Origin of the sequence: Pseudomonas sp. TWP3-2 (assembly GCF_049897765.1) — a bacterium.
Taxonomy (GTDB): domain Bacteria; phylum Pseudomonadota; class Gammaproteobacteria; order Pseudomonadales; family Pseudomonadaceae; genus Aquipseudomonas.
In genome coordinates, this window is sequence record NZ_JAFCWW010000007.1 from 25,135 (window position 1) to 39,616 (window position 14,482).

Annotated in this window: 14 protein-coding genes and 1 pseudogene; 8 read left to right on the forward strand and 7 right to left on the reverse strand. The window is 60.0% G+C overall.

Annotated elements, in window-relative coordinates:
* Positions 1 to 46 precede the first annotated feature (46 nt).
* The 3 genes from ACP7EE_RS12500 to ACP7EE_RS12510 form a co-directional block, all read right to left on the reverse strand.
* A complete protein-coding gene (locus ACP7EE_RS12500) occupies positions 47 to 1,030 on the reverse strand; it encodes a TauD/TfdA family dioxygenase (protein ID WP_426234754.1) in 984 nt (327 codons plus the stop codon).
* Between the two features lie 39 nt (positions 1,031 to 1,069).
* Positions 1,070 to 1,810 carry a thioesterase II family protein gene (locus tag ACP7EE_RS12505; RefSeq protein WP_426205163.1) on the reverse strand — a complete coding sequence of 247 codons (741 nt, stop codon included), beginning with the start codon at positions 1,808 to 1,810 and terminating at the stop codon, positions 1,070 to 1,072.
* A gap of 72 nt (positions 1,811 to 1,882) precedes the next feature.
* Positions 1,883 to 3,055: an MFS transporter gene (locus tag ACP7EE_RS12510; RefSeq protein ID WP_426234755.1), complete on the reverse strand. Its 1,173-nt coding sequence runs from the start codon at positions 3,053 to 3,055 to the stop codon at positions 1,883 to 1,885.
* Positions 3,056 to 3,215: 160 nt separating this feature from the next.
* Between ACP7EE_RS12510 and ACP7EE_RS12515 the strand changes: the two genes are divergently transcribed.
* The 3 genes from ACP7EE_RS12515 (at position 3,216) to ACP7EE_RS12525 (ending at position 6,616) form a co-directional block, all read left to right on the forward strand.
* A complete protein-coding gene (locus tag ACP7EE_RS12515; RefSeq protein ID WP_426205161.1) occupies positions 3,216 to 4,016 on the forward strand; it encodes a glucose 1-dehydrogenase in 801 nt (266 codons plus the stop codon).
* Entirely contained in the window at positions 4,009 to 5,835 is a 1,827-nt protein-coding gene (locus tag ACP7EE_RS12520) for a glycoside hydrolase family 15 protein (protein ID WP_426234756.1), read from the forward strand. Before ACP7EE_RS12515 ends, ACP7EE_RS12520 begins: the two co-directional genes overlap by 8 nt.
* A 391-nt stretch (positions 5,836 to 6,226) precedes the next feature.
* On the forward strand, positions 6,227 to 6,616 hold the full coding sequence (locus ACP7EE_RS12525) for a hypothetical protein (RefSeq protein WP_426234757.1): 390 nt from the start codon (positions 6,227 to 6,229) through the stop codon (positions 6,614 to 6,616).
* Here the strand turns inward: ACP7EE_RS12525 and ACP7EE_RS12530 are convergent.
* Positions 6,613 to 7,575, reverse strand: coding sequence for a GlxA family transcriptional regulator (locus tag ACP7EE_RS12530; protein WP_426234758.1), 963 nt, complete (start codon positions 7,573 to 7,575; stop codon positions 6,613 to 6,615). The two genes, ACP7EE_RS12525 and ACP7EE_RS12530, sit on opposite strands and share 4 nt — an antisense overlap.
* Before the next feature lie 88 nt (positions 7,576 to 7,663).
* Between ACP7EE_RS12530 and inhA the strand changes: the two genes are divergently transcribed.
* The 5 genes from inhA to ACP7EE_RS12555 all read left to right on the forward strand — a co-directional run bounded on the left by inhA (position 7,664) and on the right by ACP7EE_RS12555 (position 11,842).
* Positions 7,664 to 8,350 carry an isonitrile hydratase gene (inhA, locus tag ACP7EE_RS12535; protein WP_426234759.1) on the forward strand — a complete coding sequence of 229 codons (687 nt, stop codon included), beginning with the start codon at positions 7,664 to 7,666 and terminating at the stop codon, positions 8,348 to 8,350.
* A 247-nt stretch (positions 8,351 to 8,597) separates the two neighbouring features.
* A complete protein-coding gene (locus ACP7EE_RS12540; RefSeq protein WP_426234760.1) occupies positions 8,598 to 9,389 on the forward strand; it encodes a CPBP family glutamic-type intramembrane protease in 792 nt (263 codons plus the stop codon).
* A gap of 102 nt (positions 9,390 to 9,491) precedes the next feature.
* A complete protein-coding gene (locus tag ACP7EE_RS12545; RefSeq protein WP_420648765.1) occupies positions 9,492 to 11,057 on the forward strand; it encodes a methyl-accepting chemotaxis protein in 1,566 nt (521 codons plus the stop codon).
* Between the two features lie 89 nt (positions 11,058 to 11,146).
* Positions 11,147 to 11,416 (forward strand): hypothetical protein, encoded by a 270-nt coding sequence (locus ACP7EE_RS12550; protein WP_426234761.1) that lies wholly within the window; start codon positions 11,147 to 11,149, stop codon positions 11,414 to 11,416.
* 6 nt (positions 11,417 to 11,422) lie between these two features.
* On the forward strand, positions 11,423 to 11,842 hold the full coding sequence (locus ACP7EE_RS12555; protein WP_426234762.1) for a type II toxin-antitoxin system YafO family toxin: 420 nt from the start codon (positions 11,423 to 11,425) through the stop codon (positions 11,840 to 11,842).
* Positions 11,843 to 11,893: 51 nt separating this feature from the next.
* On the opposite strand, the pseudogene ACP7EE_RS12560 reads toward ACP7EE_RS12555, so the two are convergent.
* The 3 genes and pseudogenes from ACP7EE_RS12560 to ACP7EE_RS12570 all read right to left on the reverse strand — a co-directional run.
* Positions 11,894 to 12,136 (reverse strand): annotated as a pseudogene (locus tag ACP7EE_RS12560) (DUF6124 family protein); the annotation flags it as partial.
* A 20-nt stretch (positions 12,137 to 12,156) separates the two neighbouring features.
* Positions 12,157 to 12,537, reverse strand: coding sequence for a DUF6124 family protein (locus tag ACP7EE_RS12565; RefSeq protein ID WP_426234763.1), 381 nt, complete (start codon positions 12,535 to 12,537; stop codon positions 12,157 to 12,159).
* Positions 12,538 to 13,782: 1,245 nt separating this feature from the next.
* Complete coding sequence (locus tag ACP7EE_RS12570; RefSeq protein WP_426234764.1) at positions 13,783 to 14,475, reverse strand: alpha/beta family hydrolase; 693 nt, start codon at positions 14,473 to 14,475, stop codon at positions 13,783 to 13,785.
* Positions 14,476 to 14,482: the final 7 nt, after the last annotated feature.

Below are 14,482 nucleotides of genomic sequence, written 5' to 3' on the forward strand. Positions count from 1 at the left end.
ACACGACCGGCTTCGGTAAAACCCCGCCCACAATCGAGGCGGCGGCTCAGCGCACGTCTTGCGAGTGCCCTTCGGCCATCGCGACGATGACTTTACGCGGCCCTTCGAACGGCGCACGGGCATGCGCCGACAACATGTTGTCGAGCATCAGCACATCGCCTGCCTGCCACGGGAAACTGATCGCGCAGTCGTCGAGCACCGCGCGAATCTGCGCGAGCACCTCATCCTCGATTGGCGAGCCATCGCCGTAATACACGTTACGCGGCAGGTCCTCTTCGTCGACGATGTCCAGCAGGCTTTCGCGCACTTCTGCCTGCAAATTGGAGATGTGGAACAGGTGCGCCTGGTTGAACCAGACCATGTCCCCGGTGACCGGGTGCCGGGCCACGGCCTGACAGGTCTGGCGGGTGCGCAGCTCACCGTCATCCTTCCACTCGCAGACAATGCCGTGCGCCTGACAATAGGCCTCGACCTCAGCCTGATCCTCGGTGTTGAACACATCTTCCCAGGCCACATCCAGCCCGTTGCCGAAGTTGCGCACGTACATCAGACCTTTGTTGACGAAGCGCTCGCGGATCGCTTGCGGGATCCGGCGATACACTTCGCGACTGTCGGCAATCGGCGTCTCGCCGCCCGACTTCGCGGCGATCATGCTGTAGAACCAGATCTTCATCGGCCAGTCCCGCGAGTAGGCCTGCTCGTTGTGCAGCGGAATACTCTGGTGCGCCGGGTATTCAGTGGAGGTGTAAACGCCTTGGGTGACGTTGGTACGCGGGGTGGAACCAAACTCGTAGTTCAACAGCGGATGACCGAAGCTGGCGGCAAACTGGCGGAACGCTTCGGCGCCATCCAGGCGGAAACCGCGAAACAATACGCCACCGTCGCGCAGCAAATGCTCATCGACCAGTTCCTTCAACTCATCGAACACCGCCAGCAGCTCGGTGTCCGGCTCGCTCGCCTCCACCAACAGTGGCAAACGACCCCGTTGCGGCAACAACGGGCGGACAGAAAATCGCTCAGCAACAGGCATGACTGGTCTCCTCAAAACACTCGATAGGTGCACCGCGCGTTAATACGCCGGCGTCGCCGACTGCGCATGGCGCCGGTGATGGACTTCCAGTTGGCTCTTGATGGTCTTGATCACCCGGGCTTCATGTTCATGAATGAAGAAGTGGCCGCCGGTCATCATGTCCACCGAGAAACTGCCGAGGGTCTCTTTGCTCCAGCCGATCAGTTGTTCGGTGGTCGCGCGATCTTCCTTGCCGCCCAGCACATGCACCGGGCAGTTGAGCAACGGCCGCTGCACCGGGCTGAAGCGCCCGCACATCATGAAATCGGCGCGCAGCACCGGCAGCGTCAGACTCATCAGTTCCTGGTTGGCCAGCACTTCTTCGCTGGTGCCCTGAAAGGTGCGTAGCTGTTCGATCAATTCCTCGTCGCTGCGGGCCTCGGAAAAACCTCGGTCATAGTCGCTGCGCATGCTCGGGGCAGCCGTGCCGGAAGCGAACAGCGCCACCGGCTCCGGCGCGCCGAGATCGCGAAAGGCGTGCGCCAGTTCACAGGCGAGCAGCGCGCCCAGGCTATGCCCGAACAGTGCGTAGGGCGCCTGCAACGAAGGTTTATGCTCTTTTGCCAATTGCCGGGCCAGGGCCCGCATGTCGATCTGCAGGGGTTCGTCATAGCGCGCGCCGCGCCCCGGCAATTCCACCGGTTGCAAGTGCAACCACGACGGCAGATGACGCCGCCAGCGGCTGTAGACCATGGCGCTGGCGCCCGAATAGGGCAGGCACAGCAGTGTCAGCTTTGTCACCGCGTTTACCTCAATGGAGTTATCTGTAAAAGAGAACGTATGAGGTATGAGCGGAATTAGTCTGCGGACAGATCACTTCAAGTGGCGAAAGCTCTGCACCGCAGAGCCAAGCACCACCGCGCCCGCGCCAATCGCCAGCCAGAATCCGCTGCGCGCACCGAACGCATCCACCAGCCAGCCGGACCCCGCCGCGCCGACCGCCACGCCGATGCTCAGGCCGGTTACCAGCCAGGTCAGGCCTTCGGTGAGTTTGGCCGGCGGCACGATGCGTTCGATCAACGCCATCGCCACAATCAGCGTCGGCGAGAAGAACAGCCCGGCGATGAACACTGCCAGTGACAACCCCAGAATGTTGGTGGCCAACAATAGCGGCAGCGTCGTCACCGCCGTCGCCACGCCGCCGTAGAGGAACAAACGCGGCAGCGGCAATTTCGAACGCATCGCACCAAACGCGATCCCGGCCATGCACGAGCCGATAGCGTAAACCGACAACACAATGCTCGCCGCTGCCGGTTGCCCTTGGTGCTGGGCAAACGCAACGCTGACCACATCCACCACGCCAACAATCACGCCCATGGCGATCATCAACAGCAACAGCCATTGCACATCCGTCGAACGAATGATCGAACCCTGATGCTGCAATTCGTGCGGATGCACCGGCGGCTCGCTGCTGCGCTGCGCGACAAACGCTGTGACGCCAATCGCCAGCATCACCAGTGCCGCCAACGGCCCGGCCTCGGGAAACGCCACCACGCACAATCCGACTGACAGCGGTGGGCCGACGATAAAGCACACTTCGTCGAGCACCGATTCCAGCGCATAAGCGGTCTGCAATTGCGGCTGCCCGCGATAGATTTCGGTCCAGCGCGCTCGAACCATCGCCGACATGCTCGGCATGCACCCGGCCAGCGCCGCGCAGATAAACAGGGTCCAGGTCGGCGCCTGCAAACGCGTGCACAGCAGCAACATCAACAGCGCCCCGCCACCGACCAACGCCGACACCGGCAACACACGGCCCTGCCCGAAACGATCAACCAGGCGCGACACCTGCGGCGCGCAAAACGCTGTGGACAAGGCAAACGTCGCCGCTACCGCACCGGCCAGTCCATAGCCGCCATGCAATTGCGCGAGCATGGTGATCAGGCCGATGCCGGTCATGGAAATCGGCATGCGCGCGATCATTCCGGCCAGCACAAAAGCGCGGGCGCCGGGGGCGTTGAACAGTTCGCGGTACGGGTTTGCCATGGTTGCTGCCTCATCAAGGGCCGCCAAGTTGCCATAAAGGTTGGTGGGCCGGGAAGCGTGGAATTGTTGGTGGAGTGTGAAGGTCATTTAATCTTCGAGCTGAACTCTCACAGCAAGCAATCGGTCAGCTAAATAAGTCCTCAATCCAGGCGCCTCTCGCATGCACATTTCCCTCGCCGGTCAGGTGGCACTCATCACCGGCGCCAGTTCCGGCATCGGCCACGGCGCCGCCAAAGCACTGGCCGCCGCTGGCGCTGCCGTGGTCATCAACTACAACCGTCAGGCTGAACCGGCGCAGGAACTCGCGCGGCAGATCATCGCCGCTGGCGGTCAGGCGCTGGCGATTGGCGCCGATGTATCCAAGGAAGACCAGGTCGAACGGCTGTTCCAGCAAACCCTGGACGCCTTCGGCACACTGGACATCCTGATCGCCAATTCCGGTATGCAAAAGGACGCCGCCGCGGTCGATATGAGCCTCGACGACTGGAACCAGGTGATCGGCGTCAACCTCACCGGTCAGTTCCTCTGCGCCCGCGCCGCGCTGCGCATCTTCAACCGTCAGGGCGTGCGCGCAGGCGTGTCGCGTGCGGCCGGCAAGATCATCCACATGAGCTCGGTGCACCAACGCATTCCGTGGGCCGGGCATGTTAATTACGCGGCATCCAAGGGTGGCGTTGACCAGTTGATGCAGACCCTGGCGCAGGAAGTCAGCCATCAGCGCATCCGCATCAACGGCATTGCGCCGGGGGCGATCCGCACGGCTATCAACAAGGAAGCGACCGAGGGCGATGCTGCCGAGGCACTGCTCAAATTGATTCCCTATGGCCGCATCGGCGATGTCGAAGACGTGGCCAACGCCGTGGTGTTTCTCGCCAGCGATGCCTCCGATTACATCGTCGGCACCACGCTGTTCATCGACGGCGGCATGAGCCTCTATCCGGAGTTCCGTGGCAATGGCTGAGCATCAATCCGAACGACAAAGCCCGATTGATGCCCACGGCATCATCGGCGACATGCGCAGTGCTGCGCTGGTCAACGACAAGGGCAGCGTGGACTTTTTCTGCTGGCCGGAATTCGACAGCCCGTCGATCTTCTGCTCGCTGCTGGACAGCCCCGACGCAGGGATTTTTCAACTCGCCCCGGACTTGCCCGACGCACGCCGCGAACAGATTTACCTGCCCGACACCAACGTTTTGCTAACCCGTTGGTTGAGTGAGCAGGCGGTGGTGGAAATCACCGATCTGCTGCCCATCGGCGACAACGACGACGCCCTGCCGCTGCTGATGCGCAGGGTTCGCGTAGTCAGTGGCGAGGCGACTTTTCATATGCGCTGCGCAGTGCGGCATGACTATGCCCGCGCGCAGACTCAGGCGCAGATGGACGAACGCGATGTGACGTTCAGCGCTGCTGATCAGCCGACCCTGCGCTTGGCCTCGGATCAGCCGATGCACGTTGACGCACAAGCGGCGGTCGCGCAATTCACCCTCACGCAAGATCAGACTGCCGCGTTCATGCTCGGCGCCAGTGACGATCCGCGCTTCGCTGAAGGTGCCGGAGAACTGTGTATCGAGCGCACGCTGAAATTCTGGCGCGACTGGATTGGTCAATCGATCTATCGCGGACGCTGGCGCGAAATGGTCAACCGCTCGGCACTGGCCTTGAAGCTGCTGACCTCGCGCAAGCACGGCGCGATCCTCGCCGCCGCGACCTTCGGCCTGCCGGAAACCCCCGGCGGCGAACGCAACTGGGATTACCGCTACACGTGGATTCGCGACGCCTCGTTCACCGTGTACGCATTCCTGCGTTTGGGTTTTGTCGCCGAAGCCAATGACTACATGCGCTGGTTGCGCGGGCGGGTCAGCGATTGCTGCGGCAAACCGATGAAGCTGAATATCCTGTACGCCATCGACGGCCGCCAGGAATTACCGGAAACCGAACTCAGCCATTTCTCCGGGCATGGCGGTGCGAAACCGGTGCGCATCGGCAATGGTGCGTACGACCAGATCCAGCTGGATATCTTCGGCGAACTGATGGATGCGGTGTATCTGGTCAACAAGTACGGCGATGCGATTTCCCACGAGGGCTGGAAACATGTCGGCGAAGTGGTCGATCAAGTCTGTGAGACCTGGAACACCAAAGATGTAGGCATTTGGGAAATGCGCGGTGAGCAACATCATTTCCTGCATTCGCGGCTGATGTGCTGGGTGGCGCTGGATCGAGCGATTCGCCTCGCCTCGAAACGCTCGCTGCCAGCGCCATTTGAACGTTGGGACGCGACACGTCAGGCGATCTACAGCGACATTTGGGACAACTTCTGGGACGAACAACGCGGACATTTTGTCCAGTACAAGGGCGGCACCGCCCTCGATGGTTCGATGCTGTTGATGCCGCTGGTGCGTTTTGTCAGTGCCAAGGATCCGCGCTGGCTGGCGACGCTGGCGGCCATCGAAAAAACGCTGGTGCGTGACGGCATGGTTTACCGCTATCGCAACGAAGAAGCCGGCATCGACGGTTTGGCCGGCACTGAAGGCGCGTTTGCTGCGTGTTCATTCTGGTACGTCGAGTGCCTGGCCCGCGCCGGACAGGTGGAGAAAGCGCACCTTGAGTTCGAACAACTGCTGCGCTACGCCAACCCGCTGGGGCTGTATGCCGAGGAATTCGACAGTCGCGGGCGACATCTGGGCAACACGCCGCAAGCCCTGACACATCTGGCGCTGATCAGCGCGGCAAGCTTCCTCGATCGCAAGCTGAGTGGGGAAAAGAACGTCTGGCAGCCGTAAAACTCGTCACAGGCTGTCGGATATTTCCCATGCACTTCTGAAAATGTAGGACTAAAACTTACAAAGAAAGCGGTGCCCCAACCCCCTGTGGCGAGGGGATTTATCCCCGTTGGGCTGCGCAGCAGCCCCATTCCATCCCCCCCGCATTCCTCCAGAAGTACCGAATCGCCTGGGTTTGCGACTGCTGCGCAGCCGAGCGGGAGCAAGCTCCCTCGCCACAGATTGCACCCGGCGACGGACTACTTCTACTCAACAACCGGTTAACTATCCTCCTGCGCAACTCGCACTCACACCCCGAAATACCTTGTTGCCAGCTGTTACATCCCCCCCTACCATCCACCGCAACGGGCACAGCGGAGCTGTCCAATAAAACCCGATTCAAGGAACCAGAATGACCCAGCGCATCCACCGTGAAATCGCCGCGCCCCTGCGCACCGGCCTCAGCCGCACCCAGCTATGGGAAGCCGCCGACAAAGGCCTGATCAAATGCTGGGAAATCGGCCGCCAGCGCGCCACCCGCTTCCCCGACCTCGCCCAACGCTGCCTCGCCAATGAACTGCCAGTCCTCGGCTGGAAAGGCGGAGCCAGCCGCAGCCTGAAGAAAAACGAAAAATATGGCTCGCTGAAATATCTGGCGCAGTGGCAGGGATTGCGTGGGGAAGATCTGGATATTGATCTGAGCGTGGAGCGTGCGTTGACGTGCTCGCGGACCAAGATGGTGGTGACGTTTACGCCGGATCGCAGCAAGTATTTGAATCAAGTGGCGGAAGTTGAGGCTTAGGCACTCACCGAAAACCGCTCCCGATACGCCTGCGGCGTCACGCCAATCGCCCTGAGAAAACTGCGGCGCAAGGTTTCTTCGCTGCCGAAACCACAATTCACCGCGACTCGCTTGACCGGCAACCCGGTATCGCTGAGCAACCGCCGTGCGGTTTCGACGCGGATCAGTTCGATGGCGCGCGCCGGGGTTTGGCCGGTGTCGGCGCGGTAGTGGCGTACGAAACTGCGTTCGCTCATGCCGGCCTGTTCGGCGAGGGTCGGGATGCCCAGGTCGCGGGTGAGGTTTTCGGCGATCCAGGCGTGCAGTGCGTCGAAACGATTGCCGTGTTTTTGCAGTGACAGGGTCACGCTGAATTGCGATTGCCCGCCCGGGCGTTTGAGGAACACCACCAGTTGCCGGGCGACGTCGAGGGCCATGTCGCGGCCGAGGTCGTCTTCGACCATGGCCAACGCGAGGTCGATGCCGGCGGTGACGCCTGCCGAAGTCCAGACCGGGCCGTCGTTGATGAAGATCGGGTTGGGTTCGACGTGCAATTGCGGATGCTGCTTGGCCAGTTGTTCGCAGCGGGTCCAATGCGTGACGACGCGCCGGCCATCGAGCCAGCCGCTCGCCGCGAGTAGAAATGCCCCAGTGCAGACCGACGAGACGCGCCGACATTTTCCCGCGTGATCGCGCACCCAATTCACTAACTGCGCATCTTCGGCGGCGGCATACACGCCCCAGCCGCCGGAGATGATCAGGGTGTCGCTGGACTCCAGCGGCAACGGTTCGGCCAACAGCGCCAGCCCCGCCGAAGACATCACCGCCCCGCCGCCGCTGGCGATCACTGTCGGCGCATAGGGTGCGGGCGAACCCTGCTGGCGGGCGATGTCATTGGCGGTGGCGAACACCTGCAACGGCCCGGTGACGTCGAGCAGCTGAACGTTGGCAAACGCGAGTACGTGGATGGTTTCAGGCATTTGGCGTAATTCGTGGGGTGATTGGCGTATACGCCAGACGCTACGCGCCTAGAGTGAAGCCGTCCACCCCACTCTTGAGAAAAACGCCATGACTTTGCAGATCGGTTTTCTGTTGTTTCCGCAGGTACAGCAACTCGACCTCACCGGCCCGTATGACGTGCTGGCCTCGTTGCCGGACGTGCAGGTGCATCTGATCTGGAAAGACCTGGTGCCGGTCACTGCCAGCACCGGCCTGGTGTTGAAACCGACGACCACGTTCGAGGATTGTCCGGATCTGGATGTGATCTGCATCCCCGGCGGTGGCGGGGTCGGGCCGTTGATGGAGGATGAGCAGACGCTGAACTTCATCCGCACTCAAGCGGCGCAGGCGCGTTATGTGACGTCGGTGTGCACCGGTTCGCTGGTGCTTGGCGCGGCGGGTTTGCTGCAAGGCAAACGGGCGACTACGCACTGGGCTTATCACGACCTGCTGCCGACCTTGGGCGCCATCGCGGTGAAGGATCGGGTGGTGCGAGACGGCAATCTGTTTACCGGTGGCGGGATTACCGCAGGGATTGATTTTGCGCTGGTGCTGGCGCAGGAACTGGTCGGTGCCGACACGGCGCAACTGGTGCAGCTGCAACTGGAATATGCGCCGGCGCCGCCGTTTGCGGCCGGTAGCCCGGAGACTGCGCCGAGTGCGGTTGTCGATGAGGCGCGCAAGCGTGCGGCGCCTTCGTTGAAGTTGCGTACGGAAATTACCGCGCGGGCTGCGGCAAGATTGAATTTGCACTAATCCCATAGCCAAACACAAAACCCTGTGGGAGCTGCGGTGCGACGATTCGACTTGCCAGCGATAGCGGTGGATCAGTCGATAAAGATGTTGGCTGTGCAGCCGCCATCGCTGGCAAGCCAGCTCCCACAGGTGATTGCGTCGACCACAGGTTTCTATGTGTCCCGGTTTTCCGGTTCACCTTTGCTTGTCCCCTCGTCCTCAGCCGTGTAGAAAGCCTGTCCACCAAAAATGTGTACAAGGATTCTTCATGACCTCCCTGCCATGGCTCTCACTCGCCCTGCTCAGCCTCGGCTACGCACTGGCATTGAGTTTCGGCCAACTCGGCTGGCTCGCGCTGATCTCCATAGCGCTGCTGTTATTCGCCGGATACGCCGTGCGTCAACAAACCGTACCGTTCGCGCGATATCTCGGCCATGGCCTGTTCATCGTGCTGGCGGTGGCGCTGGCCATGCATTGGCTACCCGGTTTCTACAACGGTCGCGTCATCGAACCACAGCGTCTCACCGACAATGCCGTGCGCTTTTCGATGCACCTGAATCAGGACAAACCGCTGCTGGGTTTCTGGCTGTTGCTGGTCTGCCCATGGATCGTCGCGCGGCGGTCTTTGCGGATGACGGTGTACGCGACGGCAATGGGCCTGGCCTTGAGCGCCATCCTCGCCTTGGGCGGCGCGCTGTTGCTGGGCGTAATCGTTTGGGCGCCGAAGTGGCCGGATCAGGCGTGGCTGTGGGTATTGAACAATCTGCTGCTGGTGACACTGGTCGAGGAAGCGCTGTTTCGCGGCTATATACAAGGCGGCCTCAGCCGACGTTTCAAGCACCTGCCTTATGGCGAAAATCTTGCGCTGCTGCTGGCGTCCCTGTTGTTCGGTCTGGCGCATATCGGCGCAGGCTGGACTTGGGTGTTGTTGGCGACGCTGGCGGGTGTCGGCTATGGTCTGGCCTACCGTTTCGGCGGACTCGGTGCGGCGATCCTCACCCATTTCGGCCTGAACCTGCTGCATTTCGGACTGTTCACCTATCCGATGCTTGCCGGCTGAAGCAAGCCGCGTTTTGCGACGCGGTACTTATTACTGAAAGAAAAATTCAATAATTTCCCGAGGCCGCCGACAACCTTTCAAAGCCTTGCGGATTGAAAAACCATGCGTAACAACCAGCCTATTACACAACGCGAACGGACTTTCCCGGCTCAGCAACGGTTGATCTCCACAACCGACGCCAAGGGCGTGATCACCTACTGCAACGACGCTTTCGTCGAGATCAGCGGGTTTTCGCGTGAGGAACTGATCCGTGCGCCGCACAACCTGGTTCGTCACCCAGACGTCCCGGCTGCGGTGTTTTCGCACATGTGGGGCACATTGAAACAAGGCTTGCCATGGATGGGCATTGTCAAGAATCGCTGCAAGACCGGTGACCATTATTGGGTTAACGCCTATGTAACACCGGTATTCGAAGGCAATCAGGTGGTCGGTTACGAGTCGGTGCGGGTCAAACCCACTGCCGAACAGATCCGCCGTGCCGAAGCGCTCTACCAACGCATCAACCAGGGCAAGTCGGCGATTCCTTCGAGCGACAAATGGCTGCCGGTGGTTCAGGACTGGCTGCCGTTCATTCTGGTCAGCCAACTGAGCTTCATGATCGGCGCCACGCTCAACTCGCAGTGGGGCTTTGCCCTCGCCGCCGGCCTGTCGGTGCCGCTCGGCCTGCTGGGCCTGCAATGGCAACAGCGTGGCCTCAAGCGCCTGTTGCGTCTGGCTGAACAGACCACGTCCGACCCGTTGATCGCGCAGATGTACACCGACAGCCGTGGCTCTCAGGCACGTCTGGAGATGGCGATCCTCAGCCAGGAAGCACGCCTGAAAACCTGCCTGACCCGTCTGCAGGACACCGCCGAACACCTGACCGATCAGGCCAAGCAGTCCGACCGACTGGCGCACAGCAGCTCGACCGGTCTGGAGCGTCAGCGCGTGGAAACCGAACAGGTCGCCACCGCCGTCAACCAGATGGCCGCGACCACGCAGGAAGTCGCCAGCCACGTGCAGCGCACCGCCGACGCCACTCAGGAAGCCAATCGCCTGACCGGTCGCGGTCGTGACATCGCCGGCGAAACCCGCGAAGCCATTCAGCGCCTGTCCGTCGTCGTCGGCGAAACCGGCCTGACCGTGACCCAACTGGCCAAGGACAGCGACGAAATCGGCGGCGTGGTCGACGTGATCAAAGGCATCGCCGACCAGACCAACCTGCTGGCCCTCAACGCCGCCATCGAAGCGGCTCGCGCCGGCGAAATGGGCCGTGGTTTTGCCGTAGTCGCCGACGAAGTCCGCCAACTGGCACAACGCACCAGCGAATCGACCGGGCAGATCCACGCCCTGATCGCCAAGCTGCAGCAAACCGCTTCAAGTGCCGTACAAACCATGGAAGCCGGGCATCGCCAGGCCGAAGAAGGCGTTGCGCGGGTTCTGGAAGCGGATCAGGCACTGGTCGGCATCAGCGAAGCGGTGGCCAACATCACCGACATGACCACCCAGATCGCCGCTGCGACCGAAGAGCAAAGTGCTGTCGCTGAAGAGATCAGCCGCAACATCAGCAACATCTCGCAACTGGCGGACCAGACCTCGGAACAGGCGCAGAACTCGGCGCTGCTGAGTGAGGAGCTGACGAAGACGGCTAATACGCAGTATTCGTTGGTGGAGCGGTTTAACCGCTGATTGGTTGAGGGGGAACGAAAAAACCCGGATGGCGTGAGCTGTCCGGGTTTTTTGTTGGGGATTTCTGCGTGACTACAAATCGGTGCGCCATGCCCTACAACCACGCCAGAATCCGCCGACTGGTGCACTTTGCGGATGGGCTCTATCGTTTGCCGGTAGAAACTCAATCCCTTAAGCTGGTCAGCATGAATACATCTCCTTTGGAGGCTCCGATGGCCACCACCAGAAAGATCGACAAACCGGTTAAAAAGGTCGTTCGCGATGAACTGACCTTTCTTGATGTCCGGCAAGCCGCGCGTGATGGGCAGAAAGCGTTCGATAAATATGTGATCACTGGCAGGCTACCAATTACAAAGTAGCCATAGATGCCCGCCGTCAAAATCTCTGCGCTTTTTGAACAAATCAATAAATGGAAAAACTTCGCCGCACATTTTTACAACTACAAAGTGTGCGGTGAACTGCCCGCTATTTTCGGGCGAGACGAACGACTCGACCTCGGCGATATGCATCACATCCACTTGGCCAGCACTCAGACGATTCAGGCGCGGTGGGCAAAAATAGACCGCCAGTATTACCGCACCGCTCTGGTTGACGATCCTGACAACGACTTTTGGCTTATCTACGCCTATGACGCTTTTAGGGATGAATACCTTTTACTGACGATCACTGGCCCGGATGCCCATAACCGGAGTGAGTGGGGTTCATATCTGCGTACGGTGCATTGCGAGATTGTTGAGCCATGGATCGTGGGTAAAAACCTCTATCCGGATTTCGATGACCTTTGATCCACATTAAAAAAAACCGGAAGCCAAAAGCTTCCGGTTTTTTTGTATCGTTTATTCCCTAGGCACAACGTTATCCAGCACTTGGTTCACAGCCAACTCCCCCAACATCACTACCTGCGCGATCCCCAACAGCGTGTTGCGGTTAGGCCCCTCCAGCAACCCGGCAAAATCACCGAGCATGACCGTGACAGAAGCCAACGATTCGCAGGCATTCACCAGTAACGACTCAGTGTCAGCTTGCGGGTTGACCATGAACATCACGCTGGGCGTGTAGGGCGTGGCCATGATTCTGGCGGTGGGCGCTGTCGTGAGCATCAGTTGATACCCCCGGCTTGCGGGATGCGCTGGTTATCCAGCACGCGATTGGCCAGCAGTTCGCTAAGCATGATTACCTGCTGCAACACCAGCATCGCTTTGCGCTGTGAAGGATCAATCGTACTGGCGATGTCGCGGGCCATGTCCGTGGCGGACGACAGCGTTTCGCATGCTTCGACGAGTAGGGTTTCGTCGTCCACCGTGGGATTGACCAGGAAGATTCGGCCGGGCTTGCGCGAAGGTTTGGATGTCTTGTGGGTGGCAGGGTCGAGGTAGTGATTGATCGCTCGCTCGGTTGCCGTTTTCATGTTTTCGGCTTCGAGTTCGGGGTCGTAGGGGATTGGATCGGTGTGCGGAGGATTGGGCGTGGCTTTGAACATTGACGTAACTCCAGTTTCGAATATTAGGAGCCATCACCCTCGCTACCAAACGAAGGGTGGTGGCCATACGCGGGTTGGTAGACCGGTCGAAACGGGAAACCCGGCGCTCACGAATGAGCCCCACGTATGTCCACCATAAAAATCTGAGCCCCTAATAAGGGACTGCATACGGTGACGCCATACGACTGTTCCGAAGCGGGCTACCAAACCCGATCACTGTTTTTCAGTGACAGGGAAACGATATAGCCCGCCCCAAAGCCGCACAAGCCGGCGGATTCTGGCGTACGCGTAGGCAACGGCGCAAGGTGTTGTAGCCTTTATGGAGTAACGGTTCGTGTAAGTTAAACGCACTAGGCGAGTTGTGTTTATTGCTTGCGGTAATGGAGGGGTGACGGTTGGTTGGCTTTCAATTTCTAACAGTCGAAAGTTGTGTTTGTATGTGAAATCCATCCCCCTCACCCCAGCCCTCTCCCCCAAGGGGGCGAGGGGGAAAGGGAGCCGATCTTCATGCCTTTCAAAATCTGAGTTCGACTCGGTATTTCACGTCGGCGTAACTTTCAAGATCACCTCGGTCAGTCCCCTCTCCCTCTGGGAGAGGGCTAGGGTGAGGGCTGGCCCTGAAGGAACACAGATAGCGGCCTTACCGCAGTCACCAAATCCGCACAGGTTGATTGTGTTCATTTGCTGGGGAAACTGGTCGGCTATCAGGCCGCCATCGCTGGCAAGCCAGCTCCCACAGGTATTACATGCAGTCTGCAAGAGATTGGTCGGCTCGTAGGCTGGCTCCCACAGAAAACGAAAGCAGCTCGCATCCACTCTCACCACTCAACACGATGAGCGTTAGCTCGAGTACCGCTTTTGATCTTGATCCACGGGCGACGTCGGCAGGCTGAGTGGAGGGGTTCATTCGGGGTGGGAGCGCAGCGACCGTTTGGCGCAGCCAAACACATCGAGAGGAGGTGCAGCGCAGCAAACCGGAGGCGATGCCCCCGGATGAACCCCGGAGCGAAGGAACCCCGAGCCCCAGCGAGCGGGCCGAACGTTGGGGCAAGCCTTTTTTTGCTTACTTTTTTGAGGCGTTTGTCAAAAAAGTGAGTCGCCGTCAGGGCGAAACCCTAAGTGGCCGTTGCCGCAGCAACGGATATGCACACAGATCGAAAAATGTGTCGCGTTCAAGATCTACCCCCTCACCCCAGCCCTCTCCCCCAAGGGGGCGAGGGGAAAGGGAGCAGATCTCCGTGCGGTTCAAAATCTTGGTGACCCCTTGAGGAACTCAGCAACTTTCTGCGCGGCGCTAGCCAAATGCTGCTCATGCGTAAACCCGGAAACCTTGAGCGGCTTCAAATCATGATCCCCCGCCCCCAACCAAAACACCTCAATTTCCGGCGATAACGAATAACCTTCAACCGCCTCGCGATTACCCAGTGCATCCCGCTCCCCCTGCACAATCAACGTCCGCGTCTTCAAACCAGCCAAATGCTCAACCCGAGGCTTCTCCGGTTTCCCAACCGCATAAAACGGATACCCCAGACACACCAACGCATCAGCGCCAAGCTCATCGGCAAGCAAACTCGCCATCCGCCCCCCCATCGACTTCCCGCCAACCGCCAAAACCCCAGCGACATGAAGTCGCACCAAGCCAAACACCTCACGCCAGCACTCAAGCAATTTCGCAGCAGGATTCGGCGGTCGCTTGACCCCATCAACCCGCCGCTGCGCCATATACGGAAACTCAAACCGCAACACATTCACCCCAAGCCCGGCAAGGCGCCCAGCCATATCCGTCATCCACTCGCTGTCCATCGGCGCACCCGCCCCATGCGCGAGGATCAAAGTCGCCGAAGCCTCCCCACTGGCGGCATCCCAAAGCCACCCATGATCACGTACACACTGCGCCCATTGATCCCCGTCAATACTGGCCTTGTGCTGTTTGTCCATGCTTGCC

Bases quoted from the DNA above. Each gene is read 5' to 3' on its own strand.
- ACP7EE_RS12545 (WP_420648765.1), top strand. From the start codon at position 9,492: ATGCGTAACAACCAGCCTATTACACAACGCGAACGGACTTTCCCGGCT.
- ACP7EE_RS12515 (WP_426205161.1), top strand. From the start codon at position 3,216: ATGCACATTTCCCTCGCCGGTCAGGTGGCACTCATCACCGGCGCCAGT.
- ACP7EE_RS12525 (WP_426234757.1), top strand. From the start codon at position 6,227: ATGACCCAGCGCATCCACCGTGAAATCGCCGCGCCCCTGCGCACCGGC.
- ACP7EE_RS12500 (WP_426234754.1), bottom strand. From the start codon at position 1,030: ATGCCTGTTGCTGAGCGATTTTCTGTCCGCCCGTTGTTGCCGCAACGG.
- ACP7EE_RS12565 (WP_426234763.1), bottom strand. From the start codon at position 12,537: ATGTTCAAAGCCACGCCCAATCCTCCGCACACCGATCCAATCCCCTAC.
- ACP7EE_RS12540 (WP_426234760.1), top strand. From the start codon at position 8,598: ATGACCTCCCTGCCATGGCTCTCACTCGCCCTGCTCAGCCTCGGCTAC.
- inhA (WP_426234759.1), top strand. From the start codon at position 7,664: ATGACTTTGCAGATCGGTTTTCTGTTGTTTCCGCAGGTACAGCAACTC.
- ACP7EE_RS12570 (WP_426234764.1), bottom strand. From the start codon at position 14,475: ATGGACAAACAGCACAAGGCCAGTATTGACGGGGATCAATGGGCGCAG.
- ACP7EE_RS12550 (WP_426234761.1), top strand. From the start codon at position 11,147: ATGCCCTACAACCACGCCAGAATCCGCCGACTGGTGCACTTTGCGGAT.
- ACP7EE_RS12510 (WP_426234755.1), bottom strand. From the start codon at position 3,055: ATGGCAAACCCGTACCGCGAACTGTTCAACGCCCCCGGCGCCCGCGCT.
- ACP7EE_RS12520 (WP_426234756.1), top strand. From the start codon at position 4,009: ATGGCTGAGCATCAATCCGAACGACAAAGCCCGATTGATGCCCACGGC.
- ACP7EE_RS12530 (WP_426234758.1), bottom strand. From the start codon at position 7,575: ATGCCTGAAACCATCCACGTACTCGCGTTTGCCAACGTTCAGCTGCTC.
- ACP7EE_RS12555 (WP_426234762.1), top strand. From the start codon at position 11,423: ATGCCCGCCGTCAAAATCTCTGCGCTTTTTGAACAAATCAATAAATGG.